This window comes from Alkalicoccus daliensis (assembly GCF_900103955.1).
Taxonomy (GTDB): domain Bacteria; phylum Bacillota; class Bacilli; order Bacillales; family Salisediminibacteriaceae; genus Alkalicoccus; species Alkalicoccus daliensis.
Genome location: NZ_FNIL01000016.1, coordinates 1 through 18,232, shown reverse-complemented (window position 1 = coordinate 18,232; position 18,232 = coordinate 1). Strand labels below are relative to the sequence as shown.

Annotated in this window: 14 protein-coding genes; 9 read left to right on the top strand and 5 right to left on the bottom strand. The window is 44.0% G+C overall.

The window, feature by feature from the left end:
- Positions 1–44: 44 nt before the first annotated feature.
- Positions 45–1,274 (bottom strand): aminopeptidase, encoded by a 1,230-nt coding sequence (locus BLP92_RS16395; RefSeq protein ID WP_090844051.1) that lies wholly within the window; start codon positions 1,272–1,274, stop codon positions 45–47.
- A 912-nt stretch (positions 1,275–2,186) separates the two neighbouring features.
- Between BLP92_RS16395 and BLP92_RS16390 the strand changes: the two genes are divergently transcribed.
- The gene (locus BLP92_RS16390; RefSeq protein ID WP_090844050.1) at positions 2,187–4,052 is read left to right on the top strand and encodes an LTA synthase family protein; all 1,866 of its coding nucleotides are present in this window, start codon (positions 2,187–2,189) and stop codon (positions 4,050–4,052) included.
- 137 nt (positions 4,053–4,189) lie between these two features.
- Entirely contained in the window at positions 4,190–4,684 is a 495-nt protein-coding gene (locus BLP92_RS16385; RefSeq protein ID WP_090844048.1) for a hypothetical protein, read from the top strand.
- 81 nt (positions 4,685–4,765) lie between these two features.
- Here the strand turns inward: BLP92_RS16385 and bshB2 are convergent, their stop codons facing one another.
- The 3 genes from bshB2 to BLP92_RS16370 are packed head-to-tail and all read right to left on the bottom strand — an operon-like array spanning position 4,766 to position 6,768.
- A complete protein-coding gene (bshB2, locus tag BLP92_RS16380) occupies positions 4,766–5,434 on the bottom strand; it encodes a bacillithiol biosynthesis deacetylase BshB2 (protein ID WP_090844047.1) in 669 nt (222 codons plus the stop codon).
- A gap of 20 nt (positions 5,435–5,454) precedes the next feature.
- On the bottom strand, positions 5,455–5,805 hold the full coding sequence (locus tag BLP92_RS16375) for a YojF family protein (protein ID WP_090844046.1): 351 nt from the start codon (positions 5,803–5,805) through the stop codon (positions 5,455–5,457).
- A 15-nt stretch (positions 5,806–5,820) separates the two neighbouring features.
- Positions 5,821–6,768, bottom strand: a complete 948-nt coding sequence (locus tag BLP92_RS16370; RefSeq protein WP_090844044.1) for an ATP-grasp domain-containing protein — start codon at positions 6,766–6,768, stop codon at positions 5,821–5,823.
- A gap of 724 nt (positions 6,769–7,492) precedes the next feature.
- On the opposite strand from BLP92_RS16370, the gene BLP92_RS16365 reads away from it, so the two are divergent.
- The 3 genes from BLP92_RS16365 (at position 7,493) to BLP92_RS16355 (ending at position 12,015) form a co-directional block, all read left to right on the top strand.
- Positions 7,493–9,469: a methyl-accepting chemotaxis protein gene (locus tag BLP92_RS16365; protein ID WP_090844042.1), complete on the top strand. Its 1,977-nt coding sequence runs from the start codon at positions 7,493–7,495 to the stop codon at positions 9,467–9,469.
- A 154-nt stretch (positions 9,470–9,623) separates the two neighbouring features.
- The gene (locus BLP92_RS16360; protein WP_175444334.1) at positions 9,624–10,592 is read left to right on the top strand and encodes an aminoimidazole riboside kinase; all 969 of its coding nucleotides are present in this window, start codon (positions 9,624–9,626) and stop codon (positions 10,590–10,592) included.
- On the top strand, positions 10,585–12,015 hold the full coding sequence (locus tag BLP92_RS16355) for a sucrose-6-phosphate hydrolase (RefSeq protein ID WP_090844038.1): 1,431 nt from the start codon (positions 10,585–10,587) through the stop codon (positions 12,013–12,015). Before BLP92_RS16360 ends, BLP92_RS16355 begins: the two co-directional genes overlap by 8 nt.
- Before the next feature lie 133 nt (positions 12,016–12,148).
- Here the strand turns inward: BLP92_RS16355 and BLP92_RS16350 are convergent, their stop codons facing one another.
- A complete protein-coding gene (locus BLP92_RS16350) occupies positions 12,149–12,514 on the bottom strand; it encodes a response regulator (protein WP_244516914.1) in 366 nt (121 codons plus the stop codon).
- Positions 12,515–12,788: 274 nt separating this feature from the next.
- Here BLP92_RS16350 and BLP92_RS16345 point away from each other — a divergent pair, with 274 nt between their 5' ends.
- The 4 genes from BLP92_RS16345 (at position 12,789) to BLP92_RS16330 (ending at position 17,885) form a co-directional block, all read left to right on the top strand.
- Positions 12,789–13,472 (top strand): uracil-DNA glycosylase, encoded by a 684-nt coding sequence (locus BLP92_RS16345; protein WP_090844035.1) that lies wholly within the window; start codon positions 12,789–12,791, stop codon positions 13,470–13,472.
- 19 nt (positions 13,473–13,491) lie between these two features.
- Positions 13,492–14,316, top strand: coding sequence for an aldo/keto reductase (locus BLP92_RS16340; RefSeq protein ID WP_090844034.1), 825 nt, complete (start codon positions 13,492–13,494; stop codon positions 14,314–14,316).
- 12 nt (positions 14,317–14,328) lie between these two features.
- The gene (locus BLP92_RS16335) at positions 14,329–15,195 is read left to right on the top strand and encodes an NAD(P)-dependent oxidoreductase (protein ID WP_090844033.1); all 867 of its coding nucleotides are present in this window, start codon (positions 14,329–14,331) and stop codon (positions 15,193–15,195) included.
- Between the two features lie 200 nt (positions 15,196–15,395).
- Positions 15,396–17,885, top strand: coding sequence for a M3 family oligoendopeptidase (locus BLP92_RS16330; RefSeq protein ID WP_090844032.1), 2,490 nt, complete (start codon positions 15,396–15,398; stop codon positions 17,883–17,885).
- Positions 17,886–18,232 lie beyond the last annotated feature (347 nt).

Below are 18,232 nucleotides of genomic sequence, written 5' to 3'. Positions count from 1 at the left end.
AGATGAAATCTCCCGAGGTTTTTCGTACATACAATTATTCGTTATTAAGCCCATTCGCCGTTACGAAAGACCGGTTCAGAAGTTCCGTCAGCTTTAACACCGTCAATGTTCATTTCAGCGGAGCCGATCATGAAATCTACATGTGTGATGCTTGTATTTAAACCGGCCTCTTTCAGCTCATCTTCACTCATATCTGCGCCGCCTTCGACACAGGTGGAATATGCGCTTCCCAGAGCGATATGATTCGATGCATTTTCGTCATACAGCGTATTGTAAAATAAGATGCCGCTCTGCGAAATAGGGGAACTGTGCGGCACAAGAGCTACTTCCCCAAGTTTTCTTGCTCCATCATCTGTATCAAGCAGATTTTTTAAGGTTTCTTCTCCCTGTCCAGCAGAAAAGTCGACTACTTTTCCATCTTTAAAAGTCAGGGTGAAATCGTCAATTACATTACCTCCATAATTGAGTGGCTTTGTATTACGGACTGTTCCATTTACACCGTCTTCTTTAGGTGCAGTGAACACTTCTTCTGTCGGCATGTTGGCAATAAAGTGCACGCCATCAGTGTTTGGTCCGCCGCCGCCGATCCAAATATGATTCTCCGGAAGTTCGATCGTTAAATCGGTTCCCGGGGCAGTGTAATGAAGCTGCTTATACTTTTTCTGTGTAAGCTCTTTTGCTTTTGTCTGCAGAAGGTCATCGTGCTCCTGCCATGCTTTTACAGGATCTTCGGTATTAATTCGTGTTGCTTCAAACATTGCTTCCCAAAGCTTATCTTCCTGTTCTTCTTCCGGAGTATCCGGGAATACTTTCGCTGCCCATGCAGGAGATGGAGCAGAAATTACAAGCCAGCTTACTTTATCAGATTGAATATATTTGCGGAACGTATTCATCGCCTGTCCGGCCGCTTTGTTTGCCGTTGCAATTTTTTCGCCTTCCACTCCCTGGAGAAGGTCAGGGTCAGTTGATTTAATTGTCATAAAGGCAGCGCCATTCTGCGCAAGCTCTTCAAATCCTTTAGCTTTCCACTGTGGAAATTCCTTAAAAGATTCCAACGGAGCTTCATCATAGCGCAGACGGGTCAGCTCGTCGTCATTCCATTCTACATGTACATTTTTTGCGCCGGCTTCGTACGCCTTTTTGGCTACGGAGCGGACGAAATCTGCGGAAGTAATCGGCGCGTTTACAACAAGCGTCTGGTCCTTCTGCACGTTTACTCCGACTCTTACAGCTAATTCAGCATATTTATCAAGTTTTTGAGCAAAACTAGTCATCTATATCTTCCTTTCTGTATTAGAATTCCCTTTGTAGTATAGCAGTTTTCAGAAATGTTGAATACTTCGAGGGGCTAAATAGATGAAAGATTAATAATATACAAAAGAGGGAATGATATAATGATATCTTTTTGTACAAAATCATGTAAAATAGCGAATGGATATAGAGGGATTCATGAATGTTTATTAAAGTAGATATAAATCAAATATTAAGCTGATATAAAAAGATCATTATTTAAGCTGCCTTGAAAATAAAAGTTCCGCTAAAAAGAAGTAATACTGCTGCTTCACTTTCGGAGCGGCTTACCCAGGGGCTTGTTCTCGACTAATTTCTCTCCCGGGGCGCGGCTTCCATCGATCCACAGACAGCAGGGCAGAGACCGCCATGCTGTCTTGAAGAACCAGGATCGATTCCGCTCGTGCTTCGTGACCAGGCCACTTGGATTCTCGAACGGCGCTCGTGCGTCCCCTCCTTCTTTACACAGCAGTATTAATTTCCATACTTCATGGTGCAAAAATTTTGCATGAGTGTCTCTGTTAATATTCATTGTGGATAGGAGAAAACTACTCTGCAGATGACCTGCGGTGGACGACATCCTCAGCTTCGTGGCTGCGGAAGCGATAGAATCCGCGAAGTTTTAAAACCTCTGGATTCCAGTGATAGATTGCTGAGAGAGGAAGTATCAAAGACAAGCCCTTTGTAAAATAGAAGAAAGCAGAATGGTGGAAACAATCTCCCTCATTAGAATTTTTGATTGTTTTCAACGGACCTTAGGAAAAGGTCTGGAGTGGCAGCTCTTCACAACATTCGCTTATCATATTTCGATCCCGTTTTATAAAATCATTCATATGCAACTATATAAATATAATATATACAAAGCGGCTAAATAATTTTGAAAGGAATGGGTGCGAATGCGGGAATTTATATATCGGCACCGCTTTATGCTGCTCTGTCTATCACTGATGTGGTTAAAGACGGTAGTCGTTTCGTTTCTCACGTTCAATCTCGTCATTACGCACTGGCTGGAAGCAGTAATATTTATAGTGAATCCACTGGCTTTTCTTTTAGTTATCTTTAGTCTCGGCATGCTGCTGAAACCATCATGGCAGCGTCCCTACTATTTTATAATGAGCCTTGTACTCACCTCTATTCTCTATGCTAACGCCGTATACTTTAGAGAATTCGCAGATATAATTACGCTGCCAATGCTTGTGATGAGTGGAAATGTGGGCGACCTTAGTACAAGTATTTTTGAACTGATTCAATGGTGGGATATTATTTTCTTTTTAGATTTAGTATTCATCGGGTATACGATGGTGAAAAAACCATCTGCACTCCCTGCCACAAGAGCAGGATTAAGAGACTCCAAAGGAAAATACCTTGCAGTGCTGGTGCTTTCTGCTTTAATTATTCTGTTGGGAAGAGTGGAAGTCGGAGAAGCAGAAACTCCTGCGCATTCTTTTGACAGACAGCATTTAATAAAAAGTCTCGGAATTTATAATTTCTATTTTTACGATGTGTATCTGCACTTTACTACAGGTGCACAGCCTGCTTTTGCAGAACGGGAAGATATGGATAACATCCAGGAACACCTACAGGAAACCCATGTCGATCCAAATGCAGATTTTTTTGCAAAGGCTGAGGATATGAACGTAGTTGTAGTTTCTTTAGAGTCAGTAGAAACAATGGCTCTGGAACAGACAATCAATGGCCAGGAAGTTACTCCTTTTCTGAATGAGCTGATTGAAGACAGTTTCTATTTTAATAATATGTATGACCAGGCAGGCCAGGGGAAAACTTCTGACACAGAATTTATGGTGAATAATTCATTGTATCCACTTGGCCGCGGGGCAGTGTTTCATACACATCCGGAAATTGAAATGACGCCTCTTCCGAGGGCATTGAGCGAAGAAGGGTATTATAACGTTGTCTTTCACGCGAACAGCGAGACATTTTATAATCGTAACGAGGTCTATCCGCGCCTTGGCTATGACTACTATTTTGGTTTAGACTACTTTGACGTAACTGATGAGAATTCTGTGGGCTGGGGATTGAAAGATATGCCTTTTATTGAACAGTCTATGCCCCATATTGAAGATATGGAACAGCCTTTTTACGCTACTTTTTTAACACTGACAAATCATTTTCCCTATGAACTGGACCCGGAAGACTATTTTATTGATCCTGCAGAAACAGAAAGTGATATTGTGAATCGGTACTTTCCTGCTGTCAGATATACAGATGAAGCGGTGCGCCTTTTATTCAACCGATTTGAGGAAGCGGGTCTTTATGAAAATACCATGTTTATATTATATGGGGATCACTACGGAATTGCGGAAAGTCATTACGAAGAACTTGGAAGTTTTTTGGATAAAGAAATTGATCCATATGAAACTGTAAAATTGGACCGGGTGCCTTTAATTATTCATATTCCCGGCATGGAAGAGGAAGCAGAAACAATTGAGACAGTGGGAGGACATATAGATATTATGCCTACCCTTGTGAATCTGTTAGGTTTATCTCAGGATAAACATATTATGTTCGGGAGTGATTTGCTCGCAGAAGAGCGTGAAGATTTTGCGGTGCTTCGTAATGGAAGTGTGGTAACAGATGAAGTGGTTTATACTGGGGAACTCTGTTACGATGCCGAGTCCGGGGAAGAACTGGAACTTGGGGAATGCGTAGAAGCCGCAGAGCGAGGAGAAGATGAGCTTTACTATTCGGATCAGATAATCTATGGAGATCTCATGCGTTTCTTTAACGAAGAGGAAATGTAATCAAAAGGAGGATGTTTGTAAGTGAGTACTTATAACCATTCTCCTTTTTGCTTTCCTTTTTTTAGAAAAAATAAGTTTAATCTCCTGTGAATTAGGGTAATAGTGAATATTACTTTATTATGACGGGTGGTGAGAAGATGCTGCGCTATAACAATCCCTTTATCGGAAGATACCTGCGGTACGTAGTCACGCTGTTAGTGCTGGGAATATTAGTTCCAGTAGTGCTTGTGGAAACACAGCTATGGTGGTCGCTTATAAGCATTATTGTGGCTCTGCTGATTACATTTGGGTGGGATACGGCAATGTATCAACTCTCCAAATACAAAGCAGAAAAGCTGACAAAAGAAGGCGCGCAGGCGATGCTTCCTGCTATTATGCCGCGTGCTGACTGGAAAGGATTTCTGGTAATGACGGAGTCGTATATACTGTTTGTGCCGCATATGCATAAAACAACTTTTATTACAGAGTGGAAAGATGTACATTCTTTTGATGTGGAAGGCGGATATATGGAACTGCTTTATAAACAGGCCTTCGAAAAAAGGTGTATTCACTTTATAATTGCATCTCCGGCAAAAGTGCGGGAAGAATTCGGCAAAAGAACAAATGAAGCAAGACTGGAAGTAGAAATGTAAAAGAGAGCAGGGGAGTAATCCCCAGCTCTCTTTCGTTTTAAATCATAAGATGAATTTGCTGCAGGGGGGAGTTCTGAATGGCTACTCCTCTATTGGATAAGTCCAGAATCGTTCTGTCTGCAGCATATACTCAATCGTTTCATCCTGTGCTTCCATGTGTCCACGCACTTGTTCCATCAGACCGGCAGTTTGAGAAGCGTGTGCTCCAATAACGTCCAGCTTCCGGTCTCTGTACTGACGGACATCCGTAACTACGTCCGGATCTCCTATTTCTTCCTCACTTCCCTCTGCAAAAGCGATAGCATGAATACGCGGACGGTTTTCTTTTTTCAGCTGACGGACGGCCTGGACTACTGCAGCGCCGGTAGCGTCATGATCGGGATGCACAGCGTATCCTGGATAAAACGTAATGATCGTCGTAGGTTCTATTTCTTCAATAACTTCCTGAAATCTTTTCGCCAAAGCATCTTGATCTGTAAATTCTACCGTTTTATCCCGCATGCCGAATTTACGCAGATCATCGATTCCAAGCAGTCTTGCTGCTTCTTCCAGTTCTTCCCGCCGGATATCCGGAAGTGTTTCTCTATTGGCCATTACGGGCCTGCCCATGTTTCTCCCCATTTCTCCCAGTGTGAGACATACATAAGTCACCGGGGTCCCGGCGTCTGTATGAGAGAGGATAGTGCCGGCAACACCAAAAGCTTCATCATCCGGATGAGGGAAAATAACTAGTACGTGCTTTTCTTCCATAAGAAACTTCCTCCAATCGTCTATTTGCGAAAAGGTGTTTTGCTTAATTCGAGGGCAATAGCAAGCCGGCCGACAGCATCATGTCCAGCAAGCAGCAATCTTCCTTCCTCATCTATTTCCCATTCCGTTAACCCTTCACTGTAAAGCCATCCCATTTCAGTTTCAAGACCAACACGGTAAGGTCCCGGGCCGGTAATTTTCCCGATTTTATACTGCAGCTTAACATTGCGGATAAAAGCGCCTGCAGAAAGCATAGACTTATCATTGTGGCTTGCATACGCTCCGTTTGTCGTTTCCAGGTGTATATAAAGCGGTTCCCCAGCCAGTTTATTTAATTCTTCCTGTACAAGGGAAGGATTTATTTTTTCCAAAATAAGTGCTCCTTTCTAACTTCGAATCGCGGAACGGCCGGCATAGGACTGAAGAGCTTTCGCCATTTCTTTCATCCCGTAAACTCCGTAGGCCGCTTCAGCATCTTTATTGTAATTTGTATTTGTGTTCACATCATACGTGTAAGTTCTTCCTTCAGCATCTGTAATCTGTTCAATTCCGGCGAAAGTAATCTGATTTTCTTTCAGAAACGCTTCGTATTTTTGAATTAACGGGCTTTGAAAATCAGGCAGAATTTCAAACTTAGGACGGCTTTTTGTCTCGGGTGAATCGGTGGGGCAGAACTGGTCGCCGATTTGGCAGGCGTCAGCCGGACAAAGCTCAAACCCTTCTGAGGTGTCCACTTGAACTGCATACATAAATTTCCCGTTAATAAATTCGCATCTTGTAATAGTGGAAGCAGGAGCATCAATATACTGCTGCAGGAGCATGACACCGTCTATGGAGGGATCTACACCGCCGGATGCAAGCGTTTCTTTCAAAGAATTGACGCTGTTGAACCGCTGCACACCGAGTCCTTTACCAGCCCGGTTATGCTTCGTAATAAAAGGTGTTTCCATCTTTTCTGCTGCTTGTAATAATTGATTTTCTCCTACGGCAGCAATGGTCTGGGGCACAGGAATACCATGCTTTTTCAAAGCTTCATACTGAGCTACTTTACTTACTTCCAGATAAAGTGCCCGGGTGCCATTCAGTACTACACGGTCATGCCGCTCCAGCCAGCTCAATACTGCTTCTGTTAATTCAGGTGCGTATCGGTGGCCGCGGGAATGTGAAGAAGCACTCATCCGATTGTAAAAAATACCATCCGGCGGCTCTTCATCCAGCGGAACAATACCTTCATGCAGGTGCCAGTCTTCATGAGGAACATCCAGCTCAGTTAATGCATCAAGCAATGGCTGTGTCCATTCGCGGTTTTCATGTAAAATATAAACTTTTTTCATCTGCAGATCATCCTTTCTTCTCTAGTTCTAATTGTAGCAGGAAGGCGTGTCATTTCAACATAATCGCTCGAACTCCTCTGCCGGCTTACACCTGCTTCGTTTGTTCAGGCCATAAAAATACTTCTTCAAATTGGATTTTAAAAGAAAAAGCTACCCTGAAAATAAAAATATTGCTAAAAAGAAGTAATCATACTGCTTCACTTTCGGAGCGGCTTACCCAAGGGCTTGTTCTCGACTAATTTTGGCAGAAAGAACGTCCGCCAGTTTTCGCTTCGTCTTACATTTAATAAACAGAAGGAAGGCAGCTTTTATAAATTACTCTTTCTTTTTTAAAGAATATAGAAGGCAAGGCGATTTTTCGAGACGCCTGCGGAAAAAGAAAGCGTGAAGATCATCCCGGACGAAAGGAAGGGATAGCTGAAGGATTTCTCCGCGGCAAGCGAAGAAAAAGGAGCCGCAGGCGTACTTTCTTATATCAACACCAGCTCTAACAGAGTCAAAGAAAAAAGAATGTACCTATGAAAAATTTATGTGCAGATCCGATATTACTTATGAAAAGCTTCAGCTGGAAATGAGCATATAGTATCTGGTTTGTAAGCCTTAACAAAATCCTTAAAATATAAAAATAATGGTAATAGTCAAAAAAATCATTGTTTTCTATAAAATTTAATATGATAATAGACATAGGAAAAAGAGTACATATAGGAAATCTGGGGGAGATAAAGTGGTACAATCGATTAAAGGAAAACTCGTATTATTTGCAGGGGTACTTATTGTACTGACCATGCTGGTAACATCACTTGTTATTTATTTTCAATTAAGTGACGGCATTGCGCAGTCGGTAGATGAAAATGCTTCTGCTACTGTAGAAGATGTAGAACGATTTATTCAGGAATATATGGACAAATACTCTATGGCAACTGATTTACTTGCAGAAGATGAAAGAACGGCTGCTTTTCTGGAAGAGGAAGACCCTGCGGAGTGGGCAGGAGTCGCAGCTACGCATGAAACCTTCATGACAAGGGAAGAGGGAGCACAGTTAATTTATGTAGGTACGCAGGAAGGAGAGATGCTTACCACTCCGGTAATCGATCTCCCGGAAGATTTTGATCCGCGTACGAGACCTTGGTATGAAGATGCTTTAGCTTCCGAAGGGGAAGTCATATGGACAGATCCGTACATAGACATAGATACAGAGGAATTAATTATTACCGTTGCAAAAACTGTCACCGGTAATACCGGAGTGCTTGGTGTACAGGCTATGGATTTATCGCTGAATAACATGGTGCTTGCGCTGGAAGAATCCGAGATAGGCTACAACGGAGAGCTTGCCCTGCTGGACAGCACCGGCACATATATTGCGCATACAGATGTGTCGCTGCTGGGTGAGACCGTAGATGAAAACTCCTATCTGCAAGGTGCGGCAGGAGCTGAAGGAAGCGGTTCCCTTGAAGGGAATGGACAGACTGCTTACTACCAGGAAGTAGATAACTTTGGCTGGACAGTATTATCTCATTATAACGACAGTGATCTATACCAGGAACTCAGCAGTACACGCAACACGTTTATCATTGTAGGGCTGCTGGCTGTGCTGCTTGCCCTGGCGGCTGCTTATATCGCTGCAGGAAAGCTGGCAAAACCTATCAGAGAAGTGAATGAGCATGTCAGCCGGATGGCTGATGGGGATTTAACACATAACCTTTCCATAAAAGGCAAAGATGAGATCGGCCAGCTCGGATCTTCTGTCAATCATATGACGGCAGAACTGAGAGCGTTAATCGGTTCGATTCAGACTTCTGCGAATAATTCCAGAGCCATGTCGGAGGAGCTGAGCGCGATTTCAGAAGAAACCGTGGCTACCAGTGACGATATGTCTCTTGCGGTAAATGGGGTTGCTGAAGGTGCTGCGAAACAGGCAGAGGATATAGATGAAATGAACCGTCAGATGCAGCAGCTCGCTGATCAGCTGGAGCAGGCGAACAATCAGACTAAAGAAATGAACACGTTATCTGATTCCATTCGTGATGCGAATATGAAAGGCAGTGAACAGGTGCAGACGCTGGAGGACCGTACCGAAGCTTCTTCAGAAGTTTTCCGGGAGGTAAATCAGGCGGTGACAGCACTTACGGAGAAGGTCGGGGATATCGGCATTGTCGTAAAAACCATTTCTGAATTTGCAGATCAGACGAATCTGCTTGCACTGAATGCAAGTATAGAAGCTGCAAGAGCAGGAGAACATGGCAAAGGTTTTGCGGTGGTAGCGGATGAGGTACGTAAGCTGGCAGAACAGTCTCTTGCTGCAACAACTAAAATAAACAGTACCCTTGCAGAAGTGGAAACTGAAACTGAGCAGGTGGCAGCATCTATTACGAGCGCAAACAGTATGCAGGAGGAACAGCAGCAGGCAGTCCAGGATACGAGGGAATCACTCGGCTCCATTATTACTTCTATCGAATCTCTGCGCGGTGTAATCAGTGCTTTAACCTCTGATCTGGAAACAGTGAATTCATATAAAGATAATATTACTGCTTCTATCGCAAATGTTGCAGAAGTAGCGGAAAATGCCGCAGCTACTGCAGAAGAAGTTTCTGCTTCGGCTTCCGAGCAGACAAAGGCAGTGGAACAAGTAGGCAGCAACTCAGAACAATTAAATGATTTGAGTGCAGACCTTCAGACGAAAACAAGCCGTTTTCACGTCTGACACTTGTCGCTTAAGCAAGGAAAACGTATAATTGAACAAAGAATAATAACAGGTTACCTTATACCACCATCATGGTGTACAGGTAGCCTTTTTCTTTATCGTAGATTGCGATAACTGCACAGCGGTTGACTTTGGGAGACGAGGAGAGATTTATATGACACAGGGAATTATCAGTTTAGGAGAAGCATTAATAGATTTTATTCCGCTGGACGATAACAATGAAACATTTCAAAAAAGTCCCGGTGGTGCTCCGGCGAACGTAGCAGTAGGGCTTGCAAGACTTGGGGCGAAAAGCACCTTTTTAGGAAAGGTGGGAGACGACGTACTGGGCCGCTTCCTGAAAGAAACGCTCGACAGCTATGGAGTGGATACGACCCGCATGCTTTTTACGAAAGATACTCGCACAGGAGTTGTATTTGTCACACTTGGAGAAGGCGGAGAAAGAAGCTTTGAATTCTATATTGATCCAAGTGCAGACCGCTTTCTGGAAGAGAAAGAAATAGAAGAAGAGTTATTTAAAGAACATAACCTCCTGCATTTCGGATCGATCAGTTTGATCAGCGAGCCCGCAAAATCAGCAACGAAACGCGCGGTGTCCCTTGCAAAAGAACATGGACTGCTCGTTTCCTATGACCCGAACCTGCGGCTTGGGCTGTGGGAGTCTGCAGCGCTGGCAAAACAGGAGATCAGCAGTATGCTTGGAGAAGCGGATGTGTTAAAAATATCAGAAGAAGAGCTCGAGTTCATTACCGGAGAAAAAGATATTGAAAAAGGGGTAGGAAGACTTGATGCCTACAATATTCCGCTCATTCTGATAACCATGGGAGCAGAAGGAAGCTATATTTTCATCCAGGGAGAAGCGCCGGTACAGGTTGCTGCGATGAAAGTAAATGCAGTCGACACGACAGGGGCAGGAGATGCATATGTATCCGGATTTCTTTATCAGCTGCACCTTCGCAAAGGATCAATACGAGGGATCTCTCCAGAAGAGGCAGCGGAAATGGCTTCGTTTGCAGCAGTGTCCGGAGGACTGGCCGCTTCAACTAAAGGCGCTATGACAGCACTTCCTACGTTGGAAGAAGTAAAAGAACGCAGAGCACAGGGAGGGCAAGGCAGTGACTGAAAATGAAAAGCAGCTTCACGACCAGGCATATCAGGCAGTAGTCCAAAAAGGAGCAAAAGTGCAGGCGGACCCTTATCGGCAGACGTATCATCTCATGCCGCCGGTTGGGCTTTTAAACGATCCAAACGGGTGGGTGCAGTGGAAGGGGACCTACCACATGTTTTTCCAGTGGAATCCTTTCAGCCCGGACCATACACATAAATTCTGGGGGCATTATACATCAGAAGATCTCGTTTCATGGAACGAAGAAAAAATTGCGCTTGCACCCAGCGAGTGGTATGAAAAAAATGGCTGTTATTCCGGGAGTGCCATAGAAAAAGACGGCGAGTTAGCACTGCTGTATACAGGAAACGTAAAGGATGAAAACGATGAGCGGGAGTCTTATCAGTGTCTTGCAGTAAGCAGCGACGGAATAAGTTTCGAGAAAAAAGGACCTGTAGTAGATTCACTGCCGGAAGGGTACACTGCCCACTTCCGTGACCCAAAGGTATGGAAAGAAAATGGTGTCTATTACTTTGTGATCGGCGCGCAGACAGAAGAATTAAAGGGACAGGTGCTGCTATATAAATCTGCAGACTTCAAACAGTGGAAGTATGCAGGCCCGTTTGCAGGATCCGGACTGAATGGTCTCGGAGATTTCGGGTATATGTGGGAATGCCCTGATTTATTCTCACTCAACGGCAGAGATATCCTCGTAGTTTCTCCACAGGGACTGGAAACTAAAGGACACGATTTTGAAAATGTATACCAATCCGGATATTTTCTGGGAGAAGCTGACTTGGAAGCAGGGAGTTTTTCTCATGGTGATTTCCAGGAGCTTGATCAGGGATTTGAGTTTTATGCTCCGCAGACGACAGTGGATGATACGGGGAGACGGATTCTCGTAGGCTGGATGGGTGTGCCGGATTCAGATGAGGAATTCCAGCCGACTGTGCAGAATGAATGGGTTCATTGTTTAACCATTCCCCGGATGCTGGAAGTAAAAAATAATAAAGTTTACCAGCAGCCAGTGCCTGAATTAAAGAAACTGCGCGGAGATGAGCCGCTGCAGATGAAAGTAAATACGGCATTCGGGGCAGAGGTGGCCCTTACACCTGCCTCGGAAATTGAAATTGACTGTGAGGAAGCAGAAGAACTGAAGCTGTCTATCCGCGAAGAAATTTCTTTATATTATGATCCGGAGAAAAAATTACTGCAGCTCTCGCGTCCCCGTTTTCGCGATGGCGCAACAGAAACGCGTTCCTGCAGTGTGGCACAGCTGAGCAGGCTGCATATCTATCTGGATCATTCTTCGATAGAAGTATTTATTAACGATGGTGAAAGTGTTATGTCTGCAAGATTTTTTCCGGATCCGGAAATTCCGACAGTGCAGATCAGCGGAGGAGAAGGAAGAATCACATGGAGTTCCTGGGAGCTATCGTAAGAAACTGCTGGCATAACGCGGGCACATATTAAAAAGAAGAGAGCCCGGATGATGAGCTCTCTTCCTGCAATTTGAAGAAAGAGCTCGCAGCTGGAAGGATGCCGGGCTTTTTCCTCTGCATATCACAAGAAAATTATTTACTGAGTGTTTTTTCGAGGGATTCTTTAATCCTTGATTCATCAAATGGTTTCACAAGGAAGTCAGAAGCTCCTTTTTGAATCGCATCCACTACCATATTCTGCTGTCCCATCGCAGAACACATAATCACTTTCGCTTCCGGATCGTATTCACGAATTTTCTGCAGGGCTTCAATTCCATTCATCTCGGGCATCGTAATGTCCATTGTCACAATATCGGGCCGGTGCTCTTTATAAAGATCCACGGCTTCCAGTCCATTTTCAGCTTCTGCTACTACTTCAAATCCAGCATCAGTCACCATTTTCTTTAAAGTCATCCGCATAAATGCAGCGTCGTCTGTTATCAGTAATTTAGCCATAATATCCTCCTGTATAAATATATTGAATGTTTTAATAGTCCTAAATACCTTATAAAAAATTAATTTTAAGATTCAATAGTCCCTTTTATTATAATGTATTCCCTCTAAATAGGGAAGTACACATTCTATTTTCCTGAATATTTTTTCTTAGTTAATTAATTCAGGCTTTCAGGAATAGTTTATAAGAGGAAAGCTATTAATACAGGAAGAGAGTTTTCTTTTCTGCTGTAATAGGGAAAGATACTTAGCAGGACCAAAACTGAAAGGAAAGATTTGAATGAAACAGCCATTTGAAAACGACTGGAAAGATAAAATCACGAATGAAATGGAAAAAACTTATTTTCATGAGCTGCGTGCCTTTTTAAAACAGGAATATAAGGAACAGACTGTTTACCCGCCGAAAGACAATGTAATGAATGCCTTTCATTCCACTGCCTATGAAGATACAAAAGTTGTGCTGCTCGGTCAGGACCCTTATCATGGACCGGATCAGGCGCACGGATTAAGTTTTTCCGTTCGTCCAGGTGTGAAAGTTCCACCGTCGCTCGTGAATATTTATAAGGAGCTTCATGCAGATTTAGGATTTGAAATTCCAAAGCATGGCTTTTTGCAGAAGTGGGCAGACGAAGGCGTGCTGATGCTGAATTCTGTTCTTACTGTCCGTGCAGGACAGCCGCACTCCCATAAGGGAAAGGGGTGGGAGGAATTTACAAATGAAGTGATTGACCGGTTAAATGAACGGGAAAAACCTGTGATCTTTCTGCTGTGGGGAAAGCCGGCGCAGGAAAAAGCCGAAAGAGTGGATCAGGAAAAGCACGTGATTTTTTCCTCACCGCACCCGAGTCCGTTTTCCGCAAACCGTGGTTTTTTCGGAAGCAGGCCATTTTCCAAAATTAACCAACAGCTGGAAGCATGGGGAGATGCTCCGATTGACTGGGAACTTCCCGTAGAGTGGAAATAATTTCAGGAGGAATATAGATATGAATTCAATTCAGGATACTGTTACCCTGCATAATGGAGTGAAAATGCCGCAGGTAGGGCTGGGTGTGTATAAAGTTACAGATGATCAAGAAGTAGAAACCGCTGTGAAGGAAGCTCTTAAGGTTGGCTACAGAAGTGTGGATACTGCTTCCTTTTACGGAAACGAAGAAGCTGTTGGAAGGGCCATCCGTGACTCTGGTGTTCCACGTGAAACATTATTTATTACAACGAAGGTCTGGAACGATGAACAGGGATATGAAAGTACGCTGGAAGCTTTTGAACGAAGCAGGCATAAACTCGGGCTGGAGATAATTGATTTATACTTAATTCACTGGCCGATAAAAGAAACGTTCCAGGAAACATGGCGTGCGCTGGAAAAGATTTATGAAGAAGGAAAAGTACGGGCGATCGGTGTCAGTAATTTTCTGCCGCATCATCTGGAAGCACTGCTTCCACACAGCACTATTGTTCCGATGGTGAATCAGGTGGAATATCATCCGTGGCTGACACAGCTGGACCTGCATGCGTACTGCAATGAAAATCACATTCAGCTGGAAGCATGGAGTCCGCTTACCAGGGGAAGAAAACTGGATGACCCATTCCTGCTGGAACTAGCTAAAAAGTATGGAAAAACACCGGCCCAGATTATTCTGCGCTGGGATCTGCAGCAGGGGGTAGTGACCATTCCCAAGTCGGTTACTCCCGCACGTATTCAGGAAAATGCAGATATATTTGATTTTTCTCTTACAGAAGAAGACCAGAAGAAACTCAGCGAATTAAACGAGGAACGACGATTTGGCTCACATCCCGACGAAATCTTTTAGGAGGAATGCTGTATGAAACACATTGGCTTTATCGGCACAGGAGTAATGGGAAAAAGCATGGCAGGCCATCTGCTTGAAAAAGGCTATCATATTCATTTGTATACACGCACCAGGGCAAAAGCAGAAGACCTGTTGGAAAAAGGTGCCGAATGGCATGAAACACCGGCAGCTCTTGCCGGCAGATGTGATGCAGTAATTACAATGGTTGGGTATCCTAAAGACGTAGAGGAAGTGTATTTCGGGGAAGAAGGAATTTTATCGAATGCACGGGAAGGAACACTGCTGATTGATATGACTACATCAAGACCGGATCTGGCAGTGAAAATAGCAGCAGAAGCCGAAAAAAGAAAATTGTTCGCATTGGACGCACCGGTTTCCGGAGGCGATATCGGGGCGAAAAATGCAGCCTTGGCAATCATGAGCGGCGGCAGCAAGAAAGCCTTTACGCTTGCAGAGCCGCTTTTTAAAATAATGGGAGAGAATATTCAGCTTCTTGGAGATGCCGGCGCAGGCCAGTTTACCAAGATGGCAAATCAAATTGCCATTGCGAGCACGATGATGGGGGTAAGTGAGTCACTTGCCTATGCAAAAGCAGCCGGCTTGGACACAGCACAGGTGATTAATACAATTGAAACTGGTGCCGCCGGAAGCTTTTCCCTTTCAAAACTGGGACGCAGAATGCTGGAGGAGGATTTCGAACCCGGATTCTACGTAAAACACTTTATAAAAGATATGCGTATTGCGATTGAGTCAGCAAAAGAAATGAATTTGAATCTTCCCGGCCTTGCACTGGCAGAGTCGCTGTATACGAGGATGTCTGAAGCGGGATATGAAGATGCAGGCACACAGGTGCTGATCAAATATTATTTTCAAAAATGACACAGGTCTATTATGAATAACAAGACAATGAAACAATCTCCATTGCAGTAATGATAAACCCGGTAAGGGGGCAGTGCAGTTCGATAATCCGTTAAGATAAAGTGGTATAAAGTAAAAGGATAATAGAAAGCGGATTTCCAAAGTTTCCGTTCCAAAAATGATACCATAAACTTAAACGAAGAGAGCAGAGGTGGCAAGTTGTGAAAAAAGCATTAGTAGCAGGGGCAACAGGCCTGATTGGAAGACAGTTGACAGAACAGCTGCTGCAAAGCAGCGAGTATGAAGAAGTGCACCTTCTTACAAGACGAAGAACACCATTCTATGACCATGCAAAAGTAACAGAACACGTAGTCTCCTTTGATGAAATGGAAAAAGAAGAAAAAATCTTTGAAGGGAAAGACGATGTTTTTATTACCTTGGGCACCACCATGAAACAGGTGAAATCGAGGGAAGGATTTATGCAGGTTGACTACTTATATCCACTGAAAATAGCGGAAATGGCAAAAAAATATCATAGCGAACGAGTACTAGTAATTTCAGCAATGGGTGCAGACCGGGATGCCAGATTTTTCTATAACCAGGTAAAGGGAAGTATGGAAGAAGCTTTAATGGCGCTTGAACTTCCTTCCCTGCACATTATCCGTCCTTCCCTTATCACCGGAGACCGTTACGAGTTCCGGCTCGGGGAAAAGTCTGCAGAAATAATCTCTAAACCTCTGCGTGGATGGATGAAGGGCTCCCTGCGCAAATTCAAGCCAATTGAAGCCGCAACTGTAGCAGAAGCAATGCGCACTATTGCTAAAATTCAAAGCAAGGGATTCCATATATACGAAAATGAAGATCTGCATCGAATTCACTCGGCGCTGCATCAGGATGAAAAAGCAGCAGAAGACAGCACTTCGAAAGAACAGAAATACAGCCTTACATGGAATCTTGACTCGGTCTTTCCAGGAGGAAGCGCCTCGAATCAGTTCCGTCAGTTTTTAGTGAATACAGAAACAGATCTTTCTACGATGAAAGCAAAGGTAGCGCAGGCTGCGAAAAAAGATGCGCCGGATGTGACAGAATGGGCGGCAGTAGTGGAAAGGCTGCAGACGATCGGAATGAAAGTCAGGGAAGTAAACGCATTCGTCAGCTGTTTAACAGCCCAGGATGTGAAAGACGAAGAGGCAAAGCTGCTCGGGGGAAAAACCAAGCGGGTTGCTTCGCAGTACCGTCAGCTGATTTCAGCGGTGGATGAACAGCTGCTGCAGTTTACTGACGCTGTCTGGGAAGACTTTATCAACCAGAAAAGCATGCAGAAAATTGTATTTAATCTCGAGGAACGAAGAAAAAATGCAAAAGAAAAGCTGTCCGCAGACAAAGAGCAGCTGATTCAAAAACTTTCTGTGGATGGGTACCAGGCGTGGGGCGAGCTGTATAATACGATCGTTGGACGGATGGAAGTGGAAATCCGCGAAAAAGGCAGAAAGAAAAAATACTCAGTAGGGCAGGCGGAAAATAAGTTATCCGATAAAAACCGCAGCGTGCGCAAGCATGTTTTCCAGCAGTTTGAGCAGGCCTGGGAAAACGAAGCAGAATTGTTTACGAGTTCTTTAAACCATCTGGCAGGGTTCCGGCTGGAGACATATGAAGCACGAGGATGGGACAGCGTTTTAAAAGAACCGCTGATGATTAACCGGATGAAGCAGGAGACGCTGGATGTAATGTGGGATACCATTACAAAAAATAAAGATGTGTTTACAGAATACCTTCACCGGAAAGCAGCGCTGCTGGGATTAGATAAACTGGCGATATATGATGTCGGAGCTCCGGTTTCTAAAAAAGTTCCTGAAGTGAGCTTTGATGATGCCGCAGATATGATTGTAACGCAGTTCCGGAAATTCAGTCCGGATATGGCAGAATTTGCGCAGCATGCTTTTGACAATCAGTGGATTGAAGCGGAAAATCGGGAAGGAAAACGTCCCGGCGGCTTCTGTACAAGTTTTCCGATTCGTGAACAGTCACGTATATTTATGACGTACGACGGTTCGGCTTCCAACGTGGCAACGCTGGCACACGAGCTGGGCCATGCTTATCACCAGCACAAAATGAATGATCTGCCGTATCTTTCGCAGGGCTATGCAATGAACGTTGCTGAAACAGCTTCTACATTTGCAGAAATGATCGTATCAGACGCTTCGGTGAAGCAGGCAGAAACAAAAGAAGAAAAAATTCAGCTGCTCGATGACAAGCTGAACCGCAGCATCGCTTTCTTTATGAATATTCATTCCCGCTTTTTGTTTGAAACACGGTTTTATGAAGAACGAAAAGAAGGACTGGTTAGTAAGGATCGCTTGAATAAGCTGATGACGGAAGCGCAGAAAGAAGCCTACAATAATGCGTTAAGTGAGTACTCGCCTACATTCTGGGCGTCAAAGCTTCATTTCCACATTACCGGCGTTCCGTTTTACAACTTTCCCTATACCTTCGGTTATTTATTCAGTATGGGAATTTATGCAAAAGCGGCTCAAGAAGGAGAGTCGTTTGAAGCGAAGTATACAGAATTACTGCGGGATACCGGGCGTCTTGATGTAGAGACTCTGGCAGAGAAGCATTTGCAGGTGGATCTTACGAAGCCGGAATTCTGGCAGGAAGCGATCGATTTTATCAAGCAGGATGTAGAAACATTTATGGAACTGACAAAATAGCGTAGATACAATTTAATAAAAAGCTCTGTTAATGCTCATGGCTCTTACGCAAACCTAGTGAAAGTAAAGTTTATTTAACAAATTTTCTAAATTTAACCAAATTACTTTAGCTGTTCAAACCTTTACTCACAGCTTTTTGAGCACAAGAATAACTGGAAATTAATAACTAAAAAATAAAATCACTTTTTTCACGTAAGAGTCATACTCATTGTTGATAGGAGAAAACTTCGCTGCAACTCGGCAGGCTTGCCGTGGACGAGCTCCTCAGCTTCCTCGCTGCGCTGTGGGATCTTCCCAGCTCGTTCTTCCACAGGCGTCCGCCGGTTTCCGCTCCGTTCTTCCCTTTG